The 25407-nt window shown below is 72.1% G+C and carries 24 protein-coding genes and 1 pseudogene; 18 read left to right on the top strand and 7 right to left on the bottom strand.

Features of this window, described 5'->3' with window-relative positions:
- Positions 1–74 precede the first annotated feature (74 nt).
- The 3 genes from aceE to ABZ818_RS02140 all read left to right on the top strand — a co-directional run bounded on the left by aceE (position 75) and on the right by ABZ818_RS02140 (position 4416).
- A complete protein-coding gene (gene aceE / locus ABZ818_RS02150) occupies positions 75–2777 on the top strand; it encodes a pyruvate dehydrogenase (acetyl-transferring), homodimeric type (RefSeq protein ID WP_361409357.1) in 2703 nt (900 codons plus the stop codon).
- Between the two features lie 77 nt (positions 2778–2854).
- A complete protein-coding gene (locus tag ABZ818_RS02145; protein ID WP_361409354.1) occupies positions 2855–3841 on the top strand; it encodes a WYL domain-containing protein in 987 nt (328 codons plus the stop codon).
- Between the two features lie 56 nt (positions 3842–3897).
- Positions 3898–4416 carry a DUF4240 domain-containing protein gene (locus ABZ818_RS02140; RefSeq protein ID WP_361409610.1) on the top strand — a complete coding sequence of 173 codons (519 nt, stop codon included), beginning with the start codon at positions 3898–3900 and terminating at the stop codon, positions 4414–4416.
- A 345-nt stretch (positions 4417–4761) separates the two neighbouring features.
- On the opposite strand, the gene ABZ818_RS02135 is transcribed toward ABZ818_RS02140, so the two are convergent.
- The gene (locus ABZ818_RS02135; RefSeq protein ID WP_361409351.1) at positions 4762–5571 is read right to left on the bottom strand and encodes a peptidoglycan recognition protein; all 810 of its coding nucleotides are present in this window, start codon (positions 5569–5571) and stop codon (positions 4762–4764) included.
- A 170-nt stretch (positions 5572–5741) separates the two neighbouring features.
- Here ABZ818_RS02135 and ABZ818_RS02130 point away from each other — a divergent pair, with 170 nt between their 5' ends.
- Entirely contained in the window at positions 5742–6926 is a 1185-nt protein-coding gene (locus ABZ818_RS02130) for a MarP family serine protease (protein WP_361409347.1), read from the top strand.
- Between the two features lie 46 nt (positions 6927–6972).
- On the opposite strand, the gene ABZ818_RS02125 is transcribed toward ABZ818_RS02130, so the two are convergent.
- A complete protein-coding gene (locus tag ABZ818_RS02125; RefSeq protein ID WP_361409344.1) occupies positions 6973–7461 on the bottom strand; it encodes a GNAT family N-acetyltransferase in 489 nt (162 codons plus the stop codon).
- Positions 7462–7532: 71 nt separating this feature from the next.
- Here ABZ818_RS02125 and ABZ818_RS02120 point away from each other — a divergent pair, with 71 nt between their 5' ends.
- Both ABZ818_RS02120 and ABZ818_RS02115 read left to right on the top strand, forming a co-directional pair.
- Positions 7533–8429, top strand: coding sequence for a TIGR01777 family oxidoreductase (locus ABZ818_RS02120; RefSeq protein ID WP_361409341.1), 897 nt, complete (start codon positions 7533–7535; stop codon positions 8427–8429).
- A 203-nt stretch (positions 8430–8632) separates the two neighbouring features.
- Positions 8633–10057 carry an NAD(P)/FAD-dependent oxidoreductase gene (locus ABZ818_RS02115; protein ID WP_361409339.1) on the top strand — a complete coding sequence of 475 codons (1425 nt, stop codon included), beginning with the start codon at positions 8633–8635 and terminating at the stop codon, positions 10055–10057.
- 583 nt (positions 10058–10640) lie between these two features.
- On the opposite strand, the gene ABZ818_RS02110 is transcribed toward ABZ818_RS02115, so the two are convergent.
- A complete protein-coding gene (locus ABZ818_RS02110; RefSeq protein WP_361409336.1) occupies positions 10641–12131 on the bottom strand; it encodes a regulator in 1491 nt (496 codons plus the stop codon).
- 244 nt (positions 12132–12375) lie between these two features.
- Between ABZ818_RS02110 and lipB the strand changes: the two genes are divergently transcribed.
- From lipB to ABZ818_RS02090, 4 genes are all read left to right on the top strand, one after another.
- On the top strand, positions 12376–13173 hold the full coding sequence (gene lipB, locus ABZ818_RS02105; RefSeq protein ID WP_361409333.1) for a lipoyl(octanoyl) transferase LipB: 798 nt from the start codon (positions 12376–12378) through the stop codon (positions 13171–13173).
- A 119-nt stretch (positions 13174–13292) separates the two neighbouring features.
- Positions 13293–14258: a lipoyl synthase gene (lipA, locus tag ABZ818_RS02100; protein WP_361409330.1), complete on the top strand. Its 966-nt coding sequence runs from the start codon at positions 13293–13295 to the stop codon at positions 14256–14258.
- Between the two features lie 273 nt (positions 14259–14531).
- The gene (locus ABZ818_RS02095; RefSeq protein WP_141361545.1) at positions 14532–14732 is read left to right on the top strand and encodes a hypothetical protein; all 201 of its coding nucleotides are present in this window, start codon (positions 14532–14534) and stop codon (positions 14730–14732) included.
- Positions 14733–14825: 93 nt separating this feature from the next.
- Positions 14826–15527, top strand: a complete 702-nt coding sequence (locus ABZ818_RS02090) for a DUF4191 domain-containing protein (RefSeq protein WP_361409327.1) — start codon at positions 14826–14828, stop codon at positions 15525–15527.
- A gap of 97 nt (positions 15528–15624) precedes the next feature.
- Here ABZ818_RS02090 and ABZ818_RS02085 read toward each other — a convergent pair whose 3' ends face one another.
- Entirely contained in the window at positions 15625–16092 is a 468-nt protein-coding gene (locus ABZ818_RS02085) for an RDD family protein (RefSeq protein ID WP_361409324.1), read from the bottom strand.
- Between the two features lie 208 nt (positions 16093–16300).
- On the opposite strand from ABZ818_RS02085, the gene glnA reads away from it, so the two are divergent.
- Positions 16301–17710 (top strand): type I glutamate--ammonia ligase, encoded by a 1410-nt coding sequence (gene glnA / locus ABZ818_RS02080; RefSeq protein ID WP_361409321.1) that lies wholly within the window; start codon positions 16301–16303, stop codon positions 17708–17710.
- 180 nt (positions 17711–17890) lie between these two features.
- Here glnA and ABZ818_RS02075 read toward each other — a convergent pair whose 3' ends face one another.
- Positions 17891–19090: a PP2C family protein-serine/threonine phosphatase gene (locus ABZ818_RS02075; protein WP_361409318.1), complete on the bottom strand. Its 1200-nt coding sequence runs from the start codon at positions 19088–19090 to the stop codon at positions 17891–17893.
- Positions 19091–19219: 129 nt separating this feature from the next.
- Between ABZ818_RS02075 and ABZ818_RS02070 the strand changes: the two are divergent.
- Positions 19220–19374 (top strand): annotated as a pseudogene (locus tag ABZ818_RS02070) (glycosyltransferase family 2 protein); the annotation flags it as partial.
- Between the two features lie 66 nt (positions 19375–19440).
- On the opposite strand, the gene ABZ818_RS02065 reads toward ABZ818_RS02070, so the two are convergent.
- On the bottom strand, positions 19441–19725 hold the full coding sequence (locus tag ABZ818_RS02065; RefSeq protein ID WP_361409315.1) for a hypothetical protein: 285 nt from the start codon (positions 19723–19725) through the stop codon (positions 19441–19443).
- 372 nt (positions 19726–20097) lie between these two features.
- On the opposite strand from ABZ818_RS02065, the gene ABZ818_RS02060 reads away from it, so the two are divergent.
- The 4 genes from ABZ818_RS02060 (at position 20098) to ABZ818_RS02045 (ending at position 23359) form a co-directional block, all read left to right on the top strand.
- A complete protein-coding gene (locus tag ABZ818_RS02060) occupies positions 20098–20355 on the top strand; it encodes a hypothetical protein (RefSeq protein ID WP_361409313.1) in 258 nt (85 codons plus the stop codon).
- A 188-nt stretch (positions 20356–20543) separates the two neighbouring features.
- On the top strand, positions 20544–21467 hold the full coding sequence (gene htpX / locus ABZ818_RS02055) for a zinc metalloprotease HtpX (RefSeq protein ID WP_361409310.1): 924 nt from the start codon (positions 20544–20546) through the stop codon (positions 21465–21467).
- Between the two features lie 2 nt (positions 21468–21469).
- The gene (locus ABZ818_RS02050; protein WP_361409307.1) at positions 21470–22054 is read left to right on the top strand and encodes a hypothetical protein; all 585 of its coding nucleotides are present in this window, start codon (positions 21470–21472) and stop codon (positions 22052–22054) included.
- Positions 22055–22174: 120 nt separating this feature from the next.
- Positions 22175–23359 carry a winged helix DNA-binding domain-containing protein gene (locus tag ABZ818_RS02045; RefSeq protein WP_361409304.1) on the top strand — a complete coding sequence of 395 codons (1185 nt, stop codon included), beginning with the start codon at positions 22175–22177 and terminating at the stop codon, positions 23357–23359.
- Positions 23360–23417: 58 nt separating this feature from the next.
- Here ABZ818_RS02045 and ABZ818_RS02040 read toward each other — a convergent pair whose 3' ends face one another.
- Entirely contained in the window at positions 23418–23732 is a 315-nt protein-coding gene (locus ABZ818_RS02040) for a hypothetical protein (protein ID WP_361409301.1), read from the bottom strand.
- Positions 23733–23997: 265 nt separating this feature from the next.
- Here ABZ818_RS02040 and ABZ818_RS02035 point away from each other — a divergent pair, with 265 nt between their 5' ends.
- Complete coding sequence (locus tag ABZ818_RS02035) at positions 23998–24360, top strand: arsenate reductase family protein (protein WP_361409298.1); 363 nt, start codon at positions 23998–24000, stop codon at positions 24358–24360.
- 140 nt (positions 24361–24500) lie between these two features.
- Positions 24501–25226: a hypothetical protein gene (locus ABZ818_RS02030; RefSeq protein WP_361409295.1), complete on the top strand. Its 726-nt coding sequence runs from the start codon at positions 24501–24503 to the stop codon at positions 25224–25226.
- The last annotated feature ends 181 nt before the right edge of the window (positions 25227–25407 follow it).

Below are 25407 nucleotides of genomic sequence, written 5' to 3'. Positions count from 1 at the left end.
TCCTGCCAAAGACCTAGGGCACCCCCGAACCCTTACCGATGAGGGAACCCCCTTCGACTGAGGAAGGCGGCGACATGACCGACCCCAACGCCATCCAGCCGAGCGAGCTCGACCAGCTCCCGGACCGCGACCCCGAGGAGACCGCCGAATGGCAGGCCTCCCTGGACGCCGTTGCCAAGGCGGCCGGGCCGCACCGTGCGGCATATCTGATGCGCCGTACGCTGGAGCGCGCCGAGGGCGCCGGCGTCGTCCTGCCCAAGCTTCTCGAGACGGACTACGTCAACTCCATCCCGACCGCCGCCGAGCCGGCCGTCCCCGGTGACGAGGCCATGGAGGCCCGGATCACCGCGTGGAACCGGTGGAACGCGGCGGCGATGGTGACCCGCGGAAGCAAGTACGGCGTCGGAGGCCACATCGCCACCTTCGCCTCCGCGGCGTGGCTGTACGAGACCGGCTTCAACCACTTCTTCCACGGCAAGGAGGGCGACGGCTCCGGCGACCAGCTGTACATCCAGGGCCACGCCTCCCCGGGCATCTACGCCCGCGCCTTCCTCGACGGCCGGCTGTCCGAGCAGCACCTGGACAACTTCCGCCAGGAGTCCGGCGGCAACGGCCTGCCGTCCTACCCGCACCCGCGCCGCCTGCCCTGGCTGTGGGAGTTCCCGACGGTATCGATGGGCCTCGGCCCGATCTCCGCCATCTACCAGGCCCGGTTCAACCGGTACCTGACCAGCCGCGGTATCAAGGACGTCTCCGACTCCCACGTCTGGGCGTTCCTCGGCGACGGCGAGATGGACGAGCCGGAGTCCACCACCGCGCTGACGCTCGCCTCCCGCGAGGGCCTGGACAACCTCACCTTCGTCATCAACTGCAACCTCCAGCGCCTGGACGGCCCGGTCCGCGCCAACTTCAAGATCGTGCAGGAGCTGGAGGCCCTCTTCCGCGGCGCCGGCTGGCACGTGATCAAGACGCTCTGGGGTTCCGCCTGGGACGAGCTGTTCGCCCTGGACACCACGGGCGCGCTGGTACGCCGGCTGCGCCAGGTACCGGACGCGCAGATCCAGACGTACCAGACCCGCGACGCCGCCTACATCCGCCAGGACTTCTTCGGGGCCGACCCGGCGCTGGCCGAGATGGCGAAGCTGCTGAGCGACGACAAGATCATCGAGTGCTTCCACTTCTCGCGCGGTGGCCACGAGGCGCGCAAGGTCTTCGCCGCCTACAAGGCCGCCCTGGAGCACAAGGGCGCCCCGACGGTGATCCTGGCCCAGACGGTCAAGGGCCACACCCTCGGTACGGGCTTCGCGTCGAAGAACGCCAACCACCAGATGAAGAAGCTGACGGCGGACGAGTTCAAGCAGATGCGCGATCTGCTGGACCTGCCCATCCCGGACAGCGCCTTCGCCGACGGCCAGGTCCCCTACGGCCACCCCGGCGCCGACTCCCCCGAGGTCCGCTACCTCCAGGAGCGCCGCGCGGCGCTCGGCGGCCCGGCCCCGGCCCGCCGCGTCCACCCGGTCGCGCCGCTGCCCGCCCCCGCCGACAAGGCGTTCGCCGCCTTCGACAAGGGCTCCGGCTCGCAGAGCGTGGCCACCACCATGGCGTTCGTCCGCCTGGTCAAGGACCTGGTCCGTGACAAGGAGACAGGCAAGCGCTGGGTGCCGATCGTCCCCGACGAGGCGCGCACCTTCGGCATGGAGTCGCTGTTCCCCTCGCTCGGCATCTACTCCCCCAAGGGCCAGACGTACGAGCCGGTCGACCGCGACCAGCTGATGTACTACAAGGAGGCCAAGAACGGCCAGATCCTCAACGAGGGGATCACCGAGGCCGGTTCGATGGCCGACTTCATCGCCGCTTCGTCGTCGTACTCGACGCACGGCGAGGCGATGATCCCCTTCTACATCTTCTACTCGATGTTCGGCTGGCAGCGCACGGCCGACCAGATGTGGCAGCTCGGCGACCAGCTCGGCCGCGGCTTCCTGGTCGGCGCCACCGCGGGCCGCACCACGCTGACGGGTGAGGGTCTGCAGCACGCCGACGGCCACTCGCCGGTCATCGCGGCGACCAACCCGGCCGCGCTGACCTACGACCCGGCGTTCGCCTACGAGGTCGCGGCCATCGTCAAGGACGGTCTGCGCCGCATGTACGGCCAGGCCGAGCCCGGCGAGGACCAGGACGTCTTCTACTACCTGACGGTCTACAACGAGCCGCTGCCGCAGCCCGCCAAGCCGTCCGCCCCCGGCGTCGACGAGGGCATCGTCAAGGGCCTGTACCGCTTCAACACGGCGGAGTCGGCGGGCCTGACGGTCCCGGCGAACGCGCCGCGGATCCAGCTGCTCGGCTCCGGCACGGCGATCCACTGGGCGCTGGACGCCCAGCGGATGCTCGCCGAGGAGTGGGGCGTGGCCGCCGACGTGTGGTCCGCGACCTCCTGGGGCGAGCTGCGCCGGGACGCCATGGAGGCCGACGCGGCACTGCTGCGCGGCGAGGAGCGGGTGCCGTACGTCCGCCGGGCGCTCCAGGGCGCCGAGGGCCCGGTCCTCGCGGTCTCCGACTACATGCGCCAGGTCCCGGACCAGGTCGCGCAGTGGATCGAGCAGGACTACACCTCGCTGGGCGCCGACGGCTTCGGTCTGTCGGACACCCGTGACGCCGCCCGCCGCCACTTCGGCGTCGACGCCCAGTCGATCGTCGCCGCCGCCCTGGCCCAGCTCGCCCGGCGCGGCGAGGTGAAGGCCTCGGCGGTCAAGGAGGCCCGGGAGAAGTACGGCCTGTGAGGCACACCGCATGACGATGAAGGGGTACGGCCGCGGCCGTGCCCCTTCGTCGTCGGTGGCCCCGGCATGATGGCCGTATGCGTGCCGCCCGTCTGATCAAAATGGTGCTGCTGCTCCAGTCGCGGCCCGCCATGACCGCCGCCGAGCTCGCCCGGGAGCTGGAGGTGTCGGAGCGGACCGTCACACGGGACGCGCAGGCACTGTCGGAGGCGGGCGTGCCGGTGTACGCGGACCGGGGGCGGGCCGGGGGCTACCGGCTGGTCGGCGGCTACCGCACCCGGCTGACCGGGCTCGACCGCGGTGAGGCGGAGGCGCTCTTCCTCAGCGGCGTTCCGGGGGCGCTGCGCGAGATGGGGCTTGAGGACACCGCCTCGGCCGCCCGGCTGAAGGTGTCCGCGGCCCTGCTCCCCTCCCTGCGCGACGCCTCCCGTACGGCGGCGCAGCGCTTCCATCTGGACGCGCCCGACTGGTTCCGCGAGCCGAGGACGCCCGAGCTGCTGCCGGTGGTCGCGGAGGCGGTGTGGGACGACCGGCTGATCACCGCGTGCTACCGGCGCGGCGAGCAGGAGGTCGCGCGGGAACTGGAGCCGTACGGGCTCGTACTCAAGGCGGGCGTGTGGTACCTGTGCGCCCGGGTCGTGGGGCCCGGCTCCTTCCGGGTCTACCGCGTGGACCGTTTCGCGGCCGTGGACGCCGGCGCGGCGAAGCGCTTCGAGCGGGACGGCGGCTTCGACCTGCCCGCCTTCTGGGAGGAGCGGGCCGCGCAGTTCGCGCGGTCCGTCCTGCGGGCCGAGGTGGTGGTACGGCTGTCCGAGGAGGGCCTGCGGCGGCTGACGCACGCCGTGGGACCGGTGCCGGCCCGGGCGGCACTGGAGGCCGTCGAGGCCGCGGCCGGCGGCGACGGGAGCGGGTGGGTGACGGTGACCCTGCCGGTGGAGTCCGAAGAGGTCGCCCACACCCAGCTCACGGCGCTCGGGCCGGAGGTCGAGGTGCTGGCTCCCGAGGCGCTGCGGGAGCGTTTCGCGCGCGACGCCGAACGGCTGGCCGCGCTGTACCGCCCCTGACGGTCCGCCGCATTCCGCGTGCGCCCCCCGGCGCGAGGGCCGATGCTTGAGCCGTGATGGACGAGACGGAGTTCTGGGAGCTGATCGACGGCAGCCGCGAGGCCGCCGAGGGTGATCCCGAGGAGCAGGCCGACCTGCTCGTCGAGCGGCTGCTGGGCTGCGATCCCGAGGTGGTCCTGGACTTCGCCCGTCACTTCGAGTCCCGGTACAACCGGGCCTACCGCTGGGACCTGTGGGGCGCCGCCTGGGTGCTCCTGGACGGCGCCAGCGACGACGCCTTCGACTTCTTCCGGTGCTGGCTGATCGGCCAGGGCCGGGAGGTCTTCGAGGGCGCCCTGCACGATCCGGACTCGCTCGCAGAGCTGCTGGACGACTTCGACGAGGAGGTCGACGGCGACGGCGAGGAACTCGGCTACGCGGCCGACGAGGCCTACGAGCAGCTCACCGGCACGGTCGCCCCCGACCTCGGCATCCCGGCCGCCCCGGCGGAACCGGAGGGCACCCCGGTCGACTTCGAGGACGACGGGGCGCTCTCCCAGCGCTATCCGAAGTTGTGGGACCGGTTCCGTGAGTAGCGCCTCCGACCAACTCCCGGCACCCACGGGCCTGCTGTGACAGCCCCCACGGGGGTGTCTTGGGCGGTGGTCCGAGGGGCCCGGGAGGGCCAGGAGGCCTGTGAGAGTCCAGAGGCCCGGGAAGCGCGGGAGGCCCGGGAGGCCCAGGAGAGCCTAGAGAGTCCAGAGGCCCATGAGGCTTGGGAGGGCCGAGAGGCCCCGAAGACCCGGGAAGCCCGGGAGACCTGTGGGGCACAGGAGGCCCGGGAGGGCCAAGAGGCCCCAGAGGGCCAAGAGGCCCAGGGAGCCCAGGAAGGCCGGGTGGGTCGGAAAGGCCACGTGGGCCGGGAAGGCCAGGTGGGCGGCTCAGGTTCGGCTCTGGAGGTGGGCTGCGGCTTCGCGGATCGCGGGAAGGCGCACGGTCAGCGCGGCGCCGGGGCAGTTGGTCCTGAAGCCGTCCCTGTGGCCGGCCAGGGCGGGGAACAGGACGGTGGCGCCGGACGCGTAGCGGCTCTGCCCGTTGCTGGAGACGAGGCTGACGCTGCCGCGCGGGTCGACTCCGGCCAGGCCCAGTTTCCAGGCGGTCAGCGCGGCGATCGCGTCGGTCATGGCACGCGGCACGGGTGTCCCGGCCGTGAAGGTGCCGATGGCGGCGATGCCCGCCGTACGGTGGTTGAAGCCCTGGGTGTGGGCGCCGGTGACGGCGCGGTCGACTCCGCCGGCGCGGCCCTCGTAGATCGTGCCGCAGCGGTCGACGAGGAAGTTGTAGCCGATGTCGTCCCACGCGCGGGCGCCGGTCTGCCCGGCGTACAGGCGGCGGATGACGCTCGGGGTGTCGGCGCAGGCGTAGCCGTTGGGCGAGTCGGTGTGGTGCACGAAGACGGCGACGACCTTGTCGTCGTAGCGCGGGGGCGGCTGGGCGTGCCGCACGGTGGCGTCCAGCCAGGCCGAGCGGGGCACGATCCGCGGCCGGGGCGCGTCGTGCGCCGGGGCCGCCGGACGGGGCACGGCGGCGGGCACGGACACGGACGTCGTCCGTCCGGAGCCGGACACGTACAGCAGCAGCGCGCCGACGGCGGCGACGCCCGACAGGCAGTACAGGAGCGCCACGAGAGCGCGGCGGGGCCGCTCCGGACGCGGGCCGCGCGCCCGCCCGGCGCTTCGCACAACACGCATGAGCCCACCCTCGGCCGATTCCGGTCCGTCCGCGATGTGCGCTCTGCCACCTGGTGGAACCATCATCCCGGTCCAGGACGTTTCTGGTGGTACACGTACACATGGCCGGTCCCCGGATCACTGGACCCGTCCCGCGCGTATGTGTGGATCCGAGGAGAAAGGCGGCGTGAGTGGACCTGCTCGACCTGCTGTTGGTGCTGGTGATCCTCGTCTACGCCGCGTCCGGCTACCGGCGGGGACTGGTGGCCGGCTGCGTCTCGCTGGCCGGTTTCGTCGGCGGCGCCGTCGTCGGCGTGTGGATCCTGCCGTGGGTGATGGACTTCGTCACGCGCGGGACGACCACGGCGACGGTCACCGCCGTGCTCACCGTGCTGGTGCCGGCCGTGGTGGGGCACGAACTGGCGGGCCGCCTGGCCCTGCGGCTGCGTCGCGAACTGGACCGCGGGCCGCTGCGGGTGGCCGACGGCATCGGCGGGGCCGCCGCCAACACGGTGGCGGTGCTGATCGTGGCCTGGGTGGCGGCGAGCGTCCTGGCCGCCTCCTCGTCCCCGGTGGTGACGTCGGCGATACGCGACTCCAGGCTTCTGGGCGCCGTGCAGAACGCGATGCCGGACACCACCCCGGCCTGGTTCTCGCGTGCCACCTCCGCGCTGACCGAGGCGGGCTTCCCGCAGGTCTTCAACCCCTTCGAGAACGAGCCGGCGGCGGGCGTCGCCCGGCCCTCCGGGGACAGCGTGACGGAGAGCGCGACGAACGCCGCCCGGTTCAGCACGGTCAAGATCGAGGGCGTCGCGGGCAACCAGGGCCGCGAGGGCAGCGGGTTCGTGTACGCGCCGGAGCATGTGATGACCAACGCGCACGTGGTGGCGGGCATCGACGATCCGGCCGTACGGATCGGCGGCGTCGGACGGTCGTACGAGGCACGGGTGGTGCTGTTCGACCCGCACCGGGACGTGGCCGTGCTCTACGTCCCCGGGCTGGACGCCCCCGTGCTGCGGTTCGACGACACCGCCGGGCGCGGCGACTCGGCGGTGGTCGCGGGCTATCCGCAGGACGGCGACCTGAACCTCCAGGCGGCGACGGTCGCGAACCGGATCCGGGCGACGGGCCAGAACATCTACAACAACGGCACGGTCACCCGGGAGATCTACTCGATCCGCTCCACGGTCCTCCCCGGCAACTCCGGCGGTCCGCTGCTCACCACGGACGGCCGGGTCTTCGGCGTGGTCTTCGCCCGCTCCACCTCCGACAACGAGACGGGATACGTCCTGACGGCGGCCGAGGTCGCCCCGGACGCACAGCGGGCGGCGCACGCGACCGCGCCGGTGGACACGGGCCGGCTGGTGGCCTCGTGACTCAGGGCCTTCCTTTGACTCAGGGCCTTCCGTCGGGCCCCGCGGCTCAGAGGAAGCGGCCCATGAGGACGTCGTCGACGTAGGCGCCGCCCAGGTGGAACTCCTCCGGCTGGACGCCTTCCACCACGAAGCCCTCGGACTCGTACAGCTTGCGGGCGGGGGTGTTGTGGCCCAGCACCCGCAGGGTGATCCGGCGGGCGCCCTGGCGGCGGGCCTCCTCGACGGCGGCGCGCAGCAGGGCGCGGCCCACCCCGCTGCCGCGGGCCTCCTCGGCCACGGCGAGTCCGCGGATCTGCCGGACGTGCGCGTTCGACGCCAGTTCGGTGGGGAAGCCGAGACGGATGTAGCCGACCAGCCGGCCGCCGAGTTCGGCGACCAGGTGGTCGCGCGGTCCCGACCGGTGCGTGAAGAAGGGCTCGTAGGGCTGCCGCGGGGGCGGGGTGACCGCGTGCGCCGTGGACCAGGTCTCACGGTCGAGCCGGCCGAGACCGTCCTCGTCGTCGAATGTGGCGTGGCGTATGCAGGGAACCGGCATGACGGTCACTCTACGGCGCGGACCGGACCGGCCCGCCGGGATTTCCGCGGCCCGGCGGGCAGGATGGACGCATGGAACGTTCGCGAATCGCGGTGGCCGGCGCGTCCGGTCTGATCGGCAGTGCCCTGGTGCGGTCCCTGGTCGCGGACGGGCACGAGGTGGTGCGCCTGGTGCGCCGTTCGGCCCGCGGCGAGGACGAGGTCTGCTGGGATCCCGTCGGCCGGTACGTGGACGCGGCGGGGCTCGCCGGGTGCGACGCGGTGGTCAACCTGGCCGGCGCGGGCGTGGGCGACCACCGGTGGACGCAGGAGTACAAGAAGGCGATCCGGGACAGCCGGGTGCTCGGCACGACGACGCTCGCCGAGTCCGTCGCCTCCCTGGACGCGCCCCCGCGGGTGTTCGTCAGCGGCAGCGCGATCGGCTACTACGGCGACACCGGCGAGCGCGCCGTCGACGAGGACGCGCCGCCCGGGGACGGTTTTCTGCCGGCGCTGTGCGTCGAGTGGGAGCAGGCCGCGGCTCCCGCGCGGGAGGCGGGCGTCCGGACGGTGTTCGCCCGCACCGGGCTGGTGGTGGCCCGTGAGGGCGGGGCGTGGGGACGGCTGTTCCCGCTGTTCAAGGCCGGGTTGGGCGGTCGGATGGGAGACGGGCGGCAGTTCTGGTCGTTCATCGCGCTGCACGACGAGGTGGCCGCGCTGCGCCATCTGCTGGACACCGAGAGCCTGTCCGGGCCGGTCAACCTCACCGCGCCGCAGCCGCTGACGAACGGTGAGATCACCGCGGCCATGGGCCGGGTGCTGCAACGGCCGACGCTGTTCTCCGTGCCGGCGCCGGTCCTGCGCGCGGTGCTCGGGGAGATGGCGGGCGATGTGCTGGGCAGCGCGCGGGTGGTGCCGAAGCGGCTGCTGGAGTCCGGGTTCTCGTTCGCCTTTCCGGGGATCGAGGACGCCGTCCGCGCGGCGCTGTGACGCCTGTGACCGCTCGTCGTGCCACCTTGCGATCGCGCGCGGAACACCTTTCGACCGTGTGCGACCGCCGTGCGACCGTGCCCTGCCGATGCGCGACTGCCCCTGACCCGGCGCGGCCCTAATCTCGACGCGAACTCGGGTATTCCTGACGCCGGTCGCGGGCATTACCGCTCCACCGGCCGCGCAACCTCGAGGAGGGGCACGTGCTTGAGCCCGCGTATCAGGCGGACGTCGTCGTTGTGGGAGCCGGGGTCGCCGGGCTCGCGGCAGCGCATCGACTGACCAGCGCAGGAGTGACGACTGCGGTCCTGGAGGCCGCCCCTTACGTGGGCGGCCGCATGTCGACGGAGAAGGTCGACGGGTTCCGGCTCGACCGGATCGGACAGCTGCTGAACACGTCGTATCCCCAACTGGCCCTGAGCCCGGGGCTCGACGCGCTCGTGCTGCGTCCCTTCGCGCCAGGGGTCCTGCTGCACAGCGACGGACGGCACCTCCGTACGGGCGCTCCGGCGCACGGAGGGAGCGCAAGGAGCGCACTTCACGTAGTGCGCGCCCTGGCAAGCGCCCCCCGCCCGCCGGTTCCCCGGCCGTCGTCCCTCGCCCGTGCGTCCCTCTCCCGGCCGTCCGTTCCCCGGTCGTCCGCCGCGCCGTTCCTCGACGGTCCGCCGCCCGGCCGCCGCGGGATCGGCACGCCGCTGCGGCTGCGCGCCGCGCTCGGCCGGATCGCCGCCACGCCGGTCGAACGCCTGCTGTCGCGCCCCGAGTTGACGGCCCAGCAGGCGCTGGCTGCCCGCGGCCTGCCCGCCCGCACCGTCGACGGCTTCCTGCGTCCGCTGCTCGCCGCCCTGTTGTGCGACCCGGATCTCACCACGTCCAGCCGCTGCGCGGACCTGGCCCTGCACTCCTTCGCCTCCGGCCGGCTGTGCCTGCCGGAGGGCGGCGCCGAGGTCCTGCCGGAGCTGCTCGCGCGCACGCTGCCGCCCGGCACCGTGCACACCGGCGTACGGGCCACCTCGGTCTCCACCACCTCGGTGACCACCGCCGAGCACGGGGAGATCCGCTGCCGGGCCGTGCTGGTCGCCACCGACGCGCGCGCCGCCGCCGAGCTGCTGCCCGGGTTGCGCGTACCGGACTTCCACCCGGTGACGGTGGTCCACCACACGACCGACGAGCCTCCGGAGACGGGCGGGTACCTGCTGCTCGACGCGGAGCGCGGCGGCCCGGTGGCGCACACGGCGGTGGTCAGCCGCGTCGACCCCTCCCGCGCGCCCGCCGGCCGCGCCCTGGTGTCGTCGACGGTCCTGGGCGTGCCCCCGGCCGACGTCGACACGGCCGTACGCCGCCATCTGTCCCGTCTCTACGGCACCTCCACCGCCCGCTGGGAGACGCTCGCCGTGCACCACACCCCCGAGGCCGTCCCCGCGATGCGGCCCCCGCACGACCCGCGGCGCCCGGTGCGGCTGCTGGCGGGCCTGTACGTGTGCGGCGACCACCGGGACACCAGCACCGTCCAGGGCGCGCTGCACTCGGCCCACCGGGCCGCCGCAGCGATCCTGGGCGACCTGGGAGCCGGCCACCCGACCGACCGGGCGGACCCGACAGCGACGGAGCCGAAAGCCGCCGCCTGAACGAACGCCCCAGCCCGACACCGCCACCCCGTCCCGGGACTCGACCGAACGCCACTGCCGTTGTCCCGGGACTCGCCCCAACACCGCCGCCACGCCCCGGATGCTCAACCCAGCTCTGCCAACTGGTCCCGGGCACTCGACCCAACACCGCGCCCTTGTCCCGGAACTCGGCCCTACGCCCCCGCCGTCGCCCCGGGGACTCAACCCGGCGCAGACACCTTGTTCCGGGGACTCGGCCCAACGCCGCCGCCTGGTCCCGGGTACTCGCCCCAACACCGCCGCCACGCCCCGGGGGGCTCAACCCAGCCCCGCCGCCTGGTCCCGGGCACTCGACCCAACACCGCGCCCTTGTCCCGGAACTCGGCCCTACGCCCCCGCCGTCGCCCCGGGGACTCAACCCGGCGCCGACACCTTGTTCCGGGGACTCGACCCAACACCGCGCCCTTGTCCCAGGGGCTCAACCCAACACCGCCCCCTGCCCTGGAGACTCGGCCCGGCACCCCTGCCCTTGTCTTGGGACCTGAACCCGACGCCGCCACCGCATCCCGGGACTCGGCCCAACGTCACTGCCACGCCCCAGAACTCAACCCAGCGCCGCCACCCTGTCCCGGTAGCCGCGTACGGGTGTCGCGTCCTTGTACGGTTCCAGGCGGCGTTCGAAGTCCTTGACGTACTCCACCGCCCGGACCGAGCGCATGTCCGCGGCCTGGGTCGCCGCCTCGGCGGCCAGGCGGCAGGCCTGATCCAGGTCGCCGAGGCCGAGGCGCGCGGTGGCCAGGACCACCCGGCAGAACAGCCGGCTGCGGGCGTGCGCCGGGGCGCGCAGCCGCAGGGCGCGTTCGGCGTGCTGCGCGGCGGCGCGGTACTGCTGGAGGTCCCGGTGGCAGTGCCCGGACTCGTCGGCCAGCTGGGCCTCGTCGAAGCGCGCCCAGGAGGGCACCTCGTCCCCGGGCCGGGCCGCCTCCAGGGAGCGCTCGGCGCGCAGCAGGGACGCGGTGCAGGCGCGCACCTCGCCCAGCACGCCGTACCCGCGCGCCTCGGCGGCGTGCAGCAGCGCCTGCACAGCGGGCGGGGCGGAGCCGCCGAGCCCCTGCTGGGCCACCCGTGCGAGCTGCACGGCCTCCCGCCCGTGTCCGAGGTAGACGGCCTGCCGGCTCATGGTGACCAGCACATAGGCGCCGTAGGGCCGGTCCCCGGCGGCCTGGGCGAGCCGCAGCGCCTGCACGAAGTAGCGCTGGGCGAGCCCGTGCGCGGCGATGTCGTACGACGTCCAGCCGGCCAGCCGGGTCAGGTCGGCGGCGGCCCCGAAGAGCCGACGGCCGGTCTGCTCGCCGTAGGTGCCGCGCAGCATCGGCTCGCACTCGTGCTCCAGGTAGCGCACCAGGGCCTGGCGGGCGTGGCCGCCGCCGTACAGGTCGTCGAGGGTGCGGAACAGCTCGCCGACCGAGCGCAGGGCGGCGATGTCGCCGGCGGTGACCCTCAGGCCCGCCTCCCGCCCGGCCGGACCCCGTTCGGCCCGGCCGCGCTGCCGTGGCACGCCGGGCGCCGAGAGGTCGGGCACGACGAGGGCGGACCGGTCCGGGTGCCCCTGGGCGGGGACCCGGGTGGCCGGTGCCTCCGCCCGGGCGACCCGGTCGTCGGCCCGGCCGATCAGCCAGTCCCGGCTGGGCACGACGAGACCCGCCGGGGTGAAGGCGATCCTGCGCAGTTCGGCGTGGCTGCCGCAGTCCTTGCGCCACAGCCCGCCGACGATGTCGACGGCCTCCTCCGGGGTGGCGGCGAACTCCAGCCCCGCGTACACCGGGGCGCAGGCGTCCAGGCCGAGGTCCTGCGCGGTCAGGCGACGGCCCAGGCGCCGGGTGAAGACCTCTGCGATGAGGGCGGGTGTGGTGCCCCGCGGCTGCTGGCCGCGCAGCCAGCGGGTGACCGACGTCTTGTCGTACCTCAGGTCCAGCCCGTGTTCGAGGCCGAGCTGGTCGACGCGACGGGCCAGACCCGCGTTGGAGAACCCCGCCTCTGCGATGAGCGCGGCGAGCCGGCGGTTGGGAGTGCGCTGCGCGGGTCGTTCCGTCATCTGCGGTGCGGTCTCCTGCCTCTCGGGCAGCCACGCGGCCGCGTGGTGCCCGGATTGCCTGTGAGCAGCCCTTACGGCCTCATGAACGGCGCGAATGTAGCGGAGAGTGAGCAACTGACCGCAGAGTTCGACCACCATTCATCCGATCGTGTGAGGATTGCCTGCGGGGCTGACGCGTGCCGACCGGACGTACAGTGACGTGGGCACGTTTCGTGCCTTACCACTTTCCGGGGAGGCGTTTGCCGTGAGTGAGCTGCGGTTCGTCCGCATGGGATTCGGTGTCGAGGCCGTTGACTACGTCGAGGCCTGGGACGAGCAGCGCCGGGTGCACGCCGCCCGGTTCGCGGACGAGGTCCCCGACACCGTGCTGCTCCTGGAGCACCCCCCGGTCTACACGGCCGGCCGGCGGACCGAGGACAGCGAGCGCCCGCTCGACGGCACGCCCGTCATCGACGTGGACCGCGGCGGCAAGATCACCTGGCACGGTCCCGGCCAGCTGGTCGGCTACCCGATCCAGAAGCTGCCCCGCCCGGTGGACGTGGTGGCCCACGTACGCCGCCTCGAGGAGGCGCTGATCCGCGCCTGCGCGGACTTCGGCCTGGAGACCACCCGCGTCGAGGGCCGCAGCGGCGTGTGGGTGCTCGGCGACCCGGTCGGGCAGCGGCCCGCCCTGGGCGGGCTGTCCCTGGACTTCGACCCGCGCCTGGCCGACGACGAGTTCGACCCCCGCCTGAACGGCCCGGAGTACGCGCCCTCCAACGCCGGCCAGCGCCGCGAGGACCGCAAGATCGCGGCGATCGGCATCCGGGTCGCCAAGGGCGTCACGATGCACGGCTTCGCGCTGAACGTGAACCCGGACAACAAGTGGTTCGACAAGATCATCCCGTGCGGGATCCGGGACGCAGGCGTCGCCTCGCTGGCGGCCGAGCTCGGCCGCGACGTCACGATCGAAGAGGTGCTGCCGGTCGTCGAACGGCACCTGCGGGACGTCCTGGAGAACGCGGACCCGAAGCCGCGGGAGATCGAGAGGGCCACCGCCTGACCGGGGCCCGCCCGGGGGAATGATCCCCCAGGCCCGCAGGTTGGCCTCACCGACGGGGCGCAACAAGCACGGGCGTACCCTGGTGTACGCCGAAGAATCGAAGCTACAGGGAGCCGGTCGTGTCCGCAGTCGCACCCGACGGACGCAAGATGCTGCGCCTGGAGGTCCGCAACAGCCAGACCCCCATCGAGCGCAAGCCCGAGTGGATCAAGACCCGGGCGAAAATGGGTCCCGAGTACACGAAGATGCAGAACCTCGTGAAGAGCGAGGGCCTGCACACGGTCTGCCAGGAAGCCGGCTGCCCGAACATCTACGAGTGCTGGGAGGACCGCGAGGCGACCTTCCTCATCGGCGGCGACCAGTGCACCCGGCGCTGCGACTTCTGCCAGATCGACACCGGCAAGCCCGAGGCCCTGGACCGCGACGAGCCGCGCCGCGTGGGCGAGTCCGTGGTCACCATGGACCTGAACTACGCCACGATCACCGGCGTCGCCCGCGACGACCTGGAGGACGGCGGCGCCTGGCTGTACGCCGAGACCGTGCGCCAGATCCACCAGCAGACGGCGGACCGCGAGAGCGGCCGTACGAAGGTCGAGCTGCTGGCCCCCGACTTCAACGCGGTCCCCGAGCAACTGGCCGAGGTCTTCGACTCGCGCCCCGAGGTCTTCGCGCACAACGTCGAGACGGTGCCGCGGATCTTCAAGCGGATCCGCCCCGGCTTCCGCTACGAGCGCTCCCTGAAGGTCATCACCCAGGCCCGCGACTTCGGCCTGGTGACCAAGTCCAACCTCATCCTCGGCATGGGCGAGACCCGCGAGGAGGTCGTCGAGGCGCTCAAGCAGCTGCACGACGCGGGCTGCGAGCTGGTCACCATCACCCAGTACCTGCGCCCCTCGGTGCGCCATCACCCGGTGGAGCGGTGGGTCAAGCCGCAGGAGTTCGTCGAGCTGAAGGAGGAAGCCGAGCAGATCGGTTTCTCGGGCGTGATGTCCGGTCCGCTGGTACGGTCCTCCTACCGCGCCGGGCGGCTGTACCAGATGGCCGTCGAGAAGCGGGGCGCCTACGTCGCCGCCCAGGCGGTCTGACAACGGCTGACCCTCCGTCACCACCCCTGTCCCACAAGCGGGCGAAGGAGTGTGTGAAATCGGGCACAAGAGCCTACTGCCCGGTAGTGGCCGATACGACGCGGTCCGACCGTCGCCGCAGATGAGCGGCCCGGTCAGGGCCGCGTCAGCCTTTCGGCCCGCGGCCGCGAGGCTTCATCGGTGTTTGACCGGCCGGTCACGTCCTGGTAACACCAAGCAGTGACCCTGGACTCACAGCCCGTACACCAAGAGCCGTCATGAGGGGGACCTCCCATGCAGGCCGCGCACGTTCGCGCCACCGCGATTCCGTCCGTCACCGACGCACTGCGTGCGGTCGAGTCCCTGCTCATGAGCAGCGGCCAGCGCACCGCCCGCCGCAACGCCTGGAACTCCGTCCTCGAGGACCGGCGCCGGGCCAAGGACCGCGTCGAGGCACAGCGCGTCCTCGACCAGTTCCCCGCCGTCGGCCCCTGACCGCTGCTCACCCACCCCTTTCCGCCCGCCGCCCCGGGCCCGTACGGGCACTGCCGTCGTGGGCCGCTCCTGGAGCCACGTAGACTTCGTGGCATGGCGAGGAAGGACAACGCAGCCGAGGCTGCCAACCCCGGGCGACTGAAGCAGATCGCCCTGACCTACAAGATGACCCGCAAGGCCGACAGCAAGATCGGTCTGGTACTCGCGGGTGTCTTCATCATCACCTTCGGTGTCCTTCTCGGGATCGGCTTCGCGATCGGCCACCCGTACTACGCCGGCATCCTGGGCCTGCTGCTCGCCTTCCTCGCGACGGCGATCATCTTCGGACGCCGGGCCGAGCGCGCCGCCTTCGGGCAGATGGAGGGCCAGCCGGGCGCCGCCGCGGCGGTCCTGGACAACGTGGGCCGCGGCTGGACCACCACCCCGGCGGTGGCCATGAACCGCAGCCAGGACGTGGTGCACCGCGCGGTCGGCAAGGCCGGCATCGTGCTGGTCGCCGAAGGCAACCCGAACCGGGTGAAGTCCCTGCTCGCCGCCGAGAAGAAGAAGATGAACCGGATCGTCGCGGACGTCCCGGTGCACGACGTGATCGTCGGCAACGGCGACGGCCAGGTCCCGCTGAAGAAGCTGCGCACGACCATGCTGAAGTTTCCGCGCGTGCTGACCGGCCCGCAGGTCACCACCACCAACGACCGGCTGCGCGCCCTCGGCGACCTGATGAGCAACATGCCGCTGCCGAAGGGCCCGATGCCGAAGGGCATGCGGATGCCGAAGGGCGGCCCGAAGGCCCGCTGATCCCGCGCAGACACCTTCTACGACGACGGGGCGCCCGGAGACCACTCCGGGCGCCCCGTCGTCGTGGGGACGTCTCAAGCGCCGTACGAGCGCGCGGTCAGATCCGCACCTCCACCGTGCCCGCCAGCCGGTCGTGCAGACCGCGGCCGTCGCGGTCCCAGATCAGGGCGGGAACGGCCAGGCACAGCAGGACCGTGCGCAGCAGGGCGCGCAGCGGCTGCACACGGCCGGTGCCGAGGGCGACGACGCGCAGGCCGAACAGGCGCTTGCCGGGCGTGAAGCCGATGGTGCCGACGGTGAGGATGCCGAGGGCCAGGAAGAGGAGCAGCGCCCAGTTGCTCGTGGCCTGGTGGTAGCCGTGCGTGATCAGGCCGTAGGCGATCCACAGGCACAGCGCCCAGTCGAAGGCCAGGGCGCCGAGCCGCCGTCCCGGACCGGCGATCGAGCCGGGCCCCTGCTCCGGCAGCCCCAGCTGCCGGCCCCGGTAGCCGAAGTCCGCGCCGGCGTCCTCCATGGCCGCGCGCGGCCCGGACAGCCATGATCCCATTGCTTGCCTGTTGTCCACCCGACCACCGTACTGCGACGCTGGAATCAGGGGGGTCGGCGGGGTGTCCGCGACCGCGACCGCCACCCGAGCCGGTTAACTTCAGCGAAACAAACGGGTCACGCCCGGGAAATCACCCGTCCCTAGGGTCGAGCCCAGCGTGTGCCACCGCACCGGCCGCACAACGATCTACCACCCCGGCGGGACGGTCGGGAGTAGGAGGAGCTGGATGTTCCAGAACGCCGACGAGGCCAAGCAGTACATCGCGGACGAGGACGTCAAGTTCATCGACGTCCGCTTCTGCGACCTGCCGGGCGTCATGCAGCACTTCACGTTGCCCGCGGAGGCGTTCGACCCCGACGAGGAGCAGGCTTTCGACGGGTCCTCGATCCGTGGCTTCCAGGCCATCCACGAGTCCGACATGTCCCTGCGGGCCGACCTGTCCACCGCGCGTGTGGACCCGTTCCGCCGGGACAAGACGCTCAACATCAACTTCTTCATCCACGACCCGATCACGGGCGAGCAGTACTCCCGTGACCCGCGCAACGTGGCGAGGAAGGCCGAGGCGTACCTGGCGTCCACCGGGATCGCCGACACCGCGTTCTTCGGTCCCGAGGCGGAGTTCTACGTCTTCGACAACGTCCGCTTCCGGACCGCCGAGAACGAGTCCTTCTACCACATCGACTCCGAGGCGGGCGCCTGGAACACCGGTGCGGTGGAGGACAACCGCGGCTACAAGGTCCGCTACAAGGGCGGCTACTTCCCGGTCCCGCCGGTCGACCACTTCGCCGACCTGCGCGCGGAGATCTCCCTGGAGCTGGCGAAGAACGGTCTGAAGGTGGAGCGCCAGCACCACGAGGTGGGCACCGCCGGCCAGGCCGAGATCAACTACAAGTTCAACACGCTGCTCGCCGCCGCCGACGACCTCCAGCTCTTCAAGTACATCGTGAAGAACGTCGCCTGGCGCAACGGCAAGACGGCGACCTTCATGCCGAAGCCGATCTTCGGCGACAACGGCTCGGGCATGCACGTGCACCAGTCGCTGTGGAGCAACGGCGAGCCGCTCTTCTACGACGAGGCCGGCTACGCGGGCCTGTCGGACACCGCCCGCTACTACATCGGCGGCATCCTCAAGCACGCCCCGGCGCTGCTCGCCTTCACCAACCCGACGGTGAACTCGTACCACCGCCTGGTGCCGGGCTTCGAGGCCCCGGTGAACCTGGTGTACTCGCAGCGCAACCGCTCCGCCGCGATGCGCATCCCGATCACCGGCTCCAACCCGAAGGCCAAGCGCGTGGAGTTCCGCGCGCCGGACTCCTCGGGCAACCCGTACCTGGCCTTCTCGGCGCTGCTGCTCGCGGGTCTGGACGGCATCAAGAACAAGATCGAGCCGGCCGAGCCGATCGACAAGGACCTGTACGAGCTGGCCCCCGAGGAGCACGCCAACGTCGCCCAGGTCCCGACCTCGCTGGAGGCCGTACTCCACGCCCTGGAGGACGACCACGAGTTCCTGCTCCAGGGCGACGTCTTCACGTCCGACCTGATCGAGACGTGGGTCGACTTCAAGCGCACGAACGAGATCGCCCCGCTCCAGCTGCGCCCGCACCCGCACGAGTTCGAGCTGTACTTCGACGTGTGATATCGCCCCAGGTCAGAGCGGGTTTCTGCTCCCCTGGGCCGCCTTTGGGCCGTCGGCCGTGCTCTTCCCCGTTCGGAGAGGCACGGCCGACGGCCTTGTTTCGGAGCGCGCTTGCGCCACCCGACGGGGTGTCGGGTGCGCCGGCGGCGCCGAACACCGGAGCAATATCCGTTACCGGTGCTACGGGTGCCATTCGAAGAGCAGGATGGTCGCGTCGTCCCTCAGTCGGCTGGGCTGGTGATCGAGGATGTCGTGGATGAGCAGCCGTAGTACCTCGGCCGGGCGCTGACCGGCGGCGGAGGAGCGGATGATGAAGTCAGTGAACCGGTCGAGGCCGGATTCCAGTCCATCCGTGCCGCGTGCCTCCACAACGCCGTCGGTGTAGAGCAGGACGTGGTCGCCGGGTTCCAGTGTCGTCCGGTGTACCTGCCGGGCTGTCGGGGCGAGTTCGCCGGCCAGGCCGAGCAGGGGCTGCGGGGGGCTGCCCAGCGCCCCGTCGAACACCCGCTCGGCACGGATCAGCAGCGGCGGCGGGTGACCGCAGTTGACCCAGTGCAGCACCCCGGTTTCCGCGTCGAGGCGGCACAGCACGCCGGTGCAGAAATGGTCGGGCAGCCACCGGGCGAGCGCCTGGTCGACGGAGCCGACGACGTCGGCCAGTTCCCCACCGCCGCGGCAGGTGTTCCGCGACGCTGCCATGGCGACCGACGTGGTCAGGCCGGAGGCCAGATCGTGGCCCATGGAGTCGAGGATCATGGTGTGCAGCACGTTCTTGACCACCGAGTGGTCGAAGGCGTCGCCGGCGATGTCGTACGCCGGTTCCAGGACCGCGGTCGAGACGCATGTGCGGCTGCCGACGGTGTGGGGTGGCAGGAAGGCCCGCAGCATCTCGGTGGGCAACCTCATGGTCGCGGTGCGGGTGCGGGCGGCGAGCCAGTCGCTGTAGGCGCGCTTGGAGGTGATCAGCATGGCGAACAGATGGGCCAGCATCCGGCTGCGGCGGATACGCACCCCGTCGAGCGCGGCGGTCCGCACCGCCAGCGCGCCCAGCCGCTCCGCGCCGTCCACCAGAGGCATCCATACGATCACGCCGTGGTCGGCGTCGGCCACCTGCGGGGAGATGGTGCGGTACGCCCAGCCGGCCGGCGAGTCGGCCACCGGTAGCGGCTCCAAGGCCTCGTCGAGTGGGATGAGCAGCCGTTGCTGCAGGTCGACGAGGTAGATCAGCGCGGTGTCCAGGCCGAGGGCCGAGGCGCACCGGTTCGCCAGAGCGGACAACTCGAACGGCAGGGCCGTCTGCGCCTCGATGATCAGCTCTTCCAGCCGACTCTCGTCGACGGCGGCGTCGGGACCGGCGGACGCATGCGGTGGGTACGACACGGGGATCACCACCTTCCGCGCCCAGTTTCACACCAGTCCCGGCCTCTCTCGCGTCAGGCACGATCGCCCCCGAGGCGACCGCGGCGAGAGCTGCTCCGTGTCACCACGGGTACCACCCAGGACCCGCTCGCGCAGGTCCACCCGGCCACGCTCTGCATGCGACGTGACCTGGTACTCGCGATGGGCGGCACGGGTCGCCTGCTCGCCCTGAGCGCCGTCAGCCGCGGTTGGTTCCACGCGGAAACGGGACTCAGGGACTCCTCCACCGGAAGTGGCCGGGGCGATCGGCAGGCGTCATGGTGAGGGCCGCCCCCCGGGAACCGGGAGGCGGCCCTTGGCCGTGTTGCCCGTCAGCGGACCACGACCACCACCGTGCCGCCGCCGAAGCCGTACCCGCCGAAGCCGTAGCCGCCGTAGCCCCCGAAGCCGCCGTAGCCGGGGCCGAAGAAGCCGCCGCGGCCGAACCCGCCACCGCCGCACCAGCGGGACCAACCGCAACCCCAACCGCCACCGTGGTTGACGCTGGTGGAGACAGTGGAGAGATGGGCCGGAGTCGTAGCCGGGGTCGCTGCCGAGGCCGTGCCCGCCGCGCCGAGGGCGGTGCCGGCCGCCATCAGAACACCGACTGCGGACATTGTGAGGAGACGCCTTGCACGCTGTGCTTTCATGGAAATACCTTCCTTTCCACCCCCTCGTGCGTTTTCGGGCACGAGAAGAAGGGCCGCGGCCGCAGCCGGAAAGGGTTCGGCGGCGCGGTCGTAGGAGTTGGCGCGAGTACAGGCAGGGGGCTCGCGCGGTCGCGCTGTCAGCCCCGTGAGCAGGGTCTTCGGTCGACGCCGGGCCTGTTCCCGGACCGCCGCCCTCACCCATAGAGGCTAGCCTCCCGGCGACCACACAGCATCTCGAGCGATCGCTTCACAGTGACGATCGCTTCACAGCACTCCCGTGGTCAGGGGATGATTCCTCGTCGGTATCAAGGACGGATAAGGACCGGAGAGGTAACGGGGATGACCGAGAACGACGACCTTGAGCGGGAGTTCGATCATCGGTGGGCGCGCGCCGCCGAGCACAAGGAGCCGTCCGCCCGTGCCCGTATGCTCGCCGCGCGGTGGAAGCACAATCCGCCGGGGCCGGTCCCGTTCCGCGCCGACCCGGACCCGGTCGCACCGCGCCGCTCCTCGTGGATATCCACGGTCGTGGTCCTCGGCTGCGTCGCCGCGGTGATCGTGCTGCTCGGGTACGCGCAGACGCACGGCCGCCTCTGAGTCCTCCAAGTCTTCTGAGGGGCCTCCGAATCTTCCGGGGCCGGGGAGGCCGCTCGCGCTCACCCCGCGCGCACGCGGACTCACAGGCGGCTTTTGCCCCTCCTGGAGCCGATCAGGACCGCTTCATGGGCATCCGCAGGTGCACACTGGATGGCGGGACGAGTGCCTTGACTGCGGGGTGATGCAAGATGCAGAGCCGCTTCCGGAGCGACCGACGGCTGACCGTGCGCATGGGGGTCACGCTGTTCCTGCTCGGGCTGCTGTACGTGGCGTTCGTGGCCGTGCTGATCGTGTTGCTGAAGTCCTGGGTGCTGGTCGTGGTGATCGCGGCCGGCGTGCTCGCCGCCCAGTACTGGTTCTCCGACCGGATCGCCCTGTTCGCGATGCACGGCCGGGTGGTGGAGCGGGAGGAGTATCCCGAGCTGCACGCGGTGGTCGACCGGCTGTGCGCCATGGCGGACATGCCGAAGCCGACCGTCGCCGTGTCCAGCATGGACATGCCGAACGCGTTCGCGACCGGGCGGAACCCGGACAACGCCGTGGTGTGCGTGACCACGGGGCTGCTTCGGCGACTGGAACCGGCCGAGCTGGAGGGCGTGCTCGCGCACGAGCTGTCGCACGTGGCGCACAAGGACGTCGCCGTGATCACGGTGGCCTCGTTCCTCGGGGTGGTCGCGGGCCTGGTCGTACGGTTCGCCTTCTACTCGGAACTCTTCGGCGGGCGCGGGCGCAAGGACCAGAACACGCTCGCCCTGTTCGCCATGGTGATGGGCGTCTCGGCGGCCGTGTACGCGATCAGCTTCCTGCTGATCCGGGCGCTGTCGCGGTACCGGGAGCTGGCCGCGGACCGCGCGGCGGCGCTGCTGACCGGTCGGCCCTCGGCGCTGGCCGCCGCGCTCACCAAGGTGACCGGTGACATCGGGCGGATCCCGTCCGAGGACCTGCGCACCGCACAGGCCTTCAACGCCTTCTACTTCACGCCGGCGCTGGGCTCCGAGCCCGGCATCTCCCGGCTGTTCTCCACCCACCCGAGCCTGGAGCGGCGGCTGGAGCAGCTGGCGCAGATCTCCAGCGAGCTGGGCGAGGCCGCGACGCCGGGGAAGGCGGGCTGAGGATGGGGCTCCTGGACATTCTGCTCGGCCGTACCAAACCCGCCCTGCCCGACCTGGACCAGCTGTTCGCGCTGCCGTCGGCGGCCATCACCCTTCAGGCGGCGGCCGGCTTCACCCCGACCGGGCAGGGCGCGGTGTGCTTCGCCACCGTCGAGGGTGCCGCTTTCGAGCAGACGCACCGCGAGGTCCAGGCCCTGCTGGACGCCGACGCCGAGCGCGGAGGGCCGCCCGTGGAGCTGTCCCAGGACTCCTACGGCTACTCCTGGCTGGTCTCCCGCCGCACCCCCGACCAGTTGCCCGAGCTGGTCAACGACCTGCACGCGGTGAACAGCGCGATGGAGGTCAACGGCTTCGGCCCCCAGCTCCTGTGCTCCCTGGCCGGTTTCCAGGACGACGCCGACCGGCGGCTGGCGCTGGTGTACCTGTACAAGCGGGGCACCTTCTACCCGTTCGCGCCGCTGGCCGGCCAGGCGCAGCGGCGCGACAACCCGCTGGAACTCCGGGTGAAGGCGACCCTGGCCGACGACCTGCGCATCGAGCCGGACCTGAGCCGCTGGTTCCCGGTGTGGGGCGCCCCCGGCCTGTGAACGACGTCCGTGAACGATCCCGCGGGACCCCTCGGGCCCTGCGGAACTCCTCAGCACGAGGGCCCGGTGTCAGTGGTGTCGGGCAGGATGCCGTCAGGCACTACTACGGGCGGAGGTCTCATGGGCGGTGAGCCCCGGTACATCGACGTGGCGGAGCGGCGGGCCAGGCTGGCCCTGCGGCACCGGCTGGCCCCCGGGACGCGGGCGGGGACGCCGGAGGAGGTCGCCCGGGCGCTGGTGGCACTGCACGGAACGGACCCGGCGACGGTGTACCTGGGTGTCGGCGCCCGCCTGGCGGAGCCCGCCGGAACGGTGCCGCAGACCGAACGCGCGCTGTACGAGGACCGCACACTGGTGCGGATGCACGGCATGCGGCACACGGTCTTCGTCTTCCCGGCGGAGCTGACCGCCGTCGTCCACGCCTCGACCGGCATCGCCGTCGCCGCCCGCGCCCGCGCCGCCCTGATCAAGGACATGGCGAAGGCGGGCGCCCCGGACGCGGCCTGGCTGAAGGAGGTCGAGGAGTCGACCCTGGCCGCGCTGGCCCGCCGCGGGCAGGCCACGGCCACCGAACTCGCCCAGGACGAGCCGCGGCTGCGGGAGCAGTTCGCGTACGCGGCCGGGAAGAGCTACGAGGGCGTGCACACGGTCTCCTCGCGGCTGCTGCGCGTCCTGGGCGCGGAGGGCAAGGTGGTCCGGGGCCGGCCTCTCGGCTCCTGGACGTCCACGCAGTTCCGCTGGGCGCTCGCGCCCGAGCATCCCGAGCTGGACGTCGCCGGCGCCCAGCGCGACCTGCTGCGCCGCTGGCTCGCGGCCTGCGGCCCGGCGACCGAGGCCGACCTGAAGTGGTGGACGGGATGGCGGGTGACGGACGTGCGGCGGGCGCTGGCCGCGGCGGGGGCGCGCGAGGTGAGGGTGGACGAGGGCACGGCGTACGTCACCGAGGACGACGCCGCCCCGGTGGCCGGTCCGGCCGAACCGTGGGCGGCCCTGCTGCCCGGTCTCGACCCCACGGCGATGGGCTGGCAGCAGCGGGACTGGTACCTCGCGCCCGGGCTGCGGCCGGCCCTGTTCGACGGCAGCGGCAACGTCGGCCCGACGGTGTGGTGGAACGGCCGGGTCGTCGGAGCCTGGGCCCAGCGCCCCGACGGCGAGATCGTCTGGCGGATCCTGGACCGGGAAGGGGTGGGCGCGGACGCGGAGGCGGAGATCGCCCGGCAGGCGCGGGAGCTGGGAGACCGGCTCGGCCCGACGCGGGTCACACCGCGCTTCCGCACACCGCTGGAGAAGGAGCTGGCGGCGTAGGCGGTGGCGTGGGTGGGGCCGGGCACCCAGCGGGCGCGGGGTGCCCGGCATCACGGGGTCAGCGCGAGTACCGCATCAGCGCCCGCACCATGTGGCACGTCGTGTTCGACGGTGGGTGCACGCCGATGACTTCGGCGATGGAGCGGATCGTCTCGTCGCGGGCCTGGTGCGGCATGTAGACGCCCGAGTCGAGCAGGGCGATGGCGAGCCGCATCGCCTTCAGACGGCGGTTGTGGATGACGTACCACTCACGCGGACGCCCCGGCGGCAACGGCCGCTTCGCCACGGGTTCGTAGGGGAGGTCGAGCAGGACGGGACGCTTCGCGGTGGACTGGGTCGGCAACGGCTTCGGCTTCAGTGCGGCAGCGGCCACAGGCATCCTCCTGTCGCGGTGGGAGCGCCGCGAAGGGACCCCGGCGACGCTCTCGAACACTGCTTCAATTCTACTGCGCGGCACTGACAAAACCCCCTGGCCACAAGGGCTTTCGGGGCTGGAGTGACGCAGGCGGGAGACGGGTTTCCACGGGTTTTCCGCGGCGGTTCCCCACGGTGGTTTCCCGCATCCGTTTCCCGCGGGTCCTCGGGTCGCGGAGTCCTGAGGCCCTTGGGTCCTTGGGTCCTTCGCGTACCGTGGCCGCATGGAGATCTGGATCAATCCGGCCTGCTCGAAGTGCCGCAGTGCCGTCGGGCTGCTCGATGCCGAGGGTGCCGAGTACACCGTGCGCCGCTATCTGGAGGACGTACCGACCGCGCAGGAGATCCGGGACGTGCTCGGGCGGCTGGGGCTCGAGCCGTGGGACATCACGCGGACGCAGGAGGCCGCCGCCAAGGAACTCGGGCTGAAGGACTGGCCGCGGGACGCGGGGGCGCGCGAGCGCTGGATCGCGGCGCTGACGGAGCACCCGAAGCTGATCCAGCGTCCGATCATCACGGCCGACGACGGCACGGCGGTCGTGGCCCGGAGCGAGGAAGCGGTACGGGACGCGCTCGGACGCGGGTGAGCGCCGCGTGCCCCGGCGCGCTACTTGGCCAACTCCCAAGTGACACAGATCACTTCAACTGGTTCCGCAACCGCTGAGTAACCTCGTTCGGCATCTCGTACCTAGCGGCGTACGCTCCCCCACCCCTTCAGGAGGCGCGCATGTCGCGTAGGCGCACTGTCAGCACGAAGAAGAAGGTCGCGCTGCTGGTCACGGCCGCGGCGGTGGCGGGCGGCGGGGCCTTCGCCCTGGCCGCCACGTCCAACGCCGCGCAGCCGGAGGCCCCGCGCACCCTGTCCGCCGCGGACTCGACGGTCTGTCAGGGGCTCGCCACCGCCCTCGGCAACAACCAGAAGTTCATCGACGGCCAGCGGGCCGCCCCGGACGCGCTGTCCGAGGCGCGGATCGCCAACCGGGAGGCGGTCATCGAGGAGATCAAGCGCAAGCAGGCCGCGTCCGGGTGCACGGTGGGGGAGTCGGCTCAGGACTCCCAGGCCGGGCAGCAGGCGCAGAACGGCCAGCAGGCGGGCCGGCAGAACGGGCAGGAGGCGGGCCAGCAGGCCGGCCGGCAGAACGGGCAGCAGGCCGGTCAGCAGGACGGTGCGGCCGGGAACGCCGGCGGCGGCGTCGCGGCGTCCGGCCAGCAGGTGTGCCAGGGCTCCACCGTGACGCTCTCCGGCGAGGGCGGCGCACCGGCCGCGTCCAGCAACCAGTTCCCGGCGGGCACCACGCTGAAGGTCACCAACCTGGACAACAACAAGTCCACCACGGTGAAGGTCACGTCCGTCTCCGGCAGTTGCGTCCTGCTCAACGACGCGGCCTTCGAGGAGGTCCGGGAGCCGGGCAAGTTCCTGATCCGGCGCGCGGTGATCGAGAAGGTGGGCTGACGCCGACCCCCATGGGTGAGGGCCTGCTTGCTCCCGGCCGGGAGCAGGCAGGCCCTCACCCGTACCGCGTGAACCGCGCCACAACGGCGCCGGGAAACATGGGGTTCACATTCGGGCAACCGCCGGGAAACCGCCCGTTGACAGGCTGCTGAACAGCCGCCGCGGCGCACCGTGCCGCGGC

Source organism: Streptomyces sp. NPDC047453 (assembly GCF_040643155.1).
In the GTDB taxonomy this organism is placed as follows: domain Bacteria; phylum Actinomycetota; class Actinomycetes; order Streptomycetales; family Streptomycetaceae; genus Streptomyces.
Note: the sequence above shows the minus strand (reverse complement) of the source record. Positions and strands in the feature narration are given on the sequence as shown.

What these genes read in the sequence shown, in the direction of transcription:
- ABZ818_RS02060 (WP_361409313.1), top strand. Translation starts at nt 20,098, where the DNA reads ATGACCGAGAACGACGACCTTGAGCGGGAGTTCGATCATCGGTGGGCG.
- ABZ818_RS02035 (WP_361409298.1), top strand. Translation starts at nt 23,998, where the DNA reads ATGGAGATCTGGATCAATCCGGCCTGCTCGAAGTGCCGCAGTGCCGTC.
- ABZ818_RS02135 (WP_361409351.1), bottom strand. Translation starts at nt 5,571, where the DNA reads ATGCGTGTTGTGCGAAGCGCCGGGCGGGCGCGCGGCCCGCGTCCGGAG.
- ABZ818_RS02095 (WP_141361545.1), top strand. Translation starts at nt 14,532, where the DNA reads ATGCAGGCCGCGCACGTTCGCGCCACCGCGATTCCGTCCGTCACCGAC.
- aceE (WP_361409357.1), top strand. Translation starts at nt 75, where the DNA reads ATGACCGACCCCAACGCCATCCAGCCGAGCGAGCTCGACCAGCTCCCG.
- ABZ818_RS02120 (WP_361409341.1), top strand. Translation starts at nt 7,533, where the DNA reads ATGGAACGTTCGCGAATCGCGGTGGCCGGCGCGTCCGGTCTGATCGGC.
- ABZ818_RS02045 (WP_361409304.1), top strand. Translation starts at nt 22,175, where the DNA reads ATGGGCGGTGAGCCCCGGTACATCGACGTGGCGGAGCGGCGGGCCAGG.
- ABZ818_RS02145 (WP_361409354.1), top strand. Translation starts at nt 2,855, where the DNA reads ATGCGTGCCGCCCGTCTGATCAAAATGGTGCTGCTGCTCCAGTCGCGG.
- ABZ818_RS02065 (WP_361409315.1), bottom strand. Translation starts at nt 19,725, where the DNA reads ATGTCCGCAGTCGGTGTTCTGATGGCGGCCGGCACCGCCCTCGGCGCG.
- ABZ818_RS02110 (WP_361409336.1), bottom strand. Translation starts at nt 12,131, where the DNA reads ATGACGGAACGACCCGCGCAGCGCACTCCCAACCGCCGGCTCGCCGCG.
- ABZ818_RS02125 (WP_361409344.1), bottom strand. Translation starts at nt 7,461, where the DNA reads ATGCCGGTTCCCTGCATACGCCACGCCACATTCGACGACGAGGACGGT.
- ABZ818_RS02050 (WP_361409307.1), top strand. Translation starts at nt 21,470, where the DNA reads ATGGGGCTCCTGGACATTCTGCTCGGCCGTACCAAACCCGCCCTGCCC.
- htpX (WP_361409310.1), top strand. Translation starts at nt 20,544, where the DNA reads ATGCAGAGCCGCTTCCGGAGCGACCGACGGCTGACCGTGCGCATGGGG.
- ABZ818_RS02140 (WP_361409610.1), top strand. Translation starts at nt 3,898, where the DNA reads ATGGACGAGACGGAGTTCTGGGAGCTGATCGACGGCAGCCGCGAGGCC.
- ABZ818_RS02090 (WP_361409327.1), top strand. Translation starts at nt 14,826, where the DNA reads ATGGCGAGGAAGGACAACGCAGCCGAGGCTGCCAACCCCGGGCGACTG.
- ABZ818_RS02030 (WP_361409295.1), top strand. Translation starts at nt 24,501, where the DNA reads ATGTCGCGTAGGCGCACTGTCAGCACGAAGAAGAAGGTCGCGCTGCTG.
- glnA (WP_361409321.1), top strand. Translation starts at nt 16,301, where the DNA reads ATGTTCCAGAACGCCGACGAGGCCAAGCAGTACATCGCGGACGAGGAC.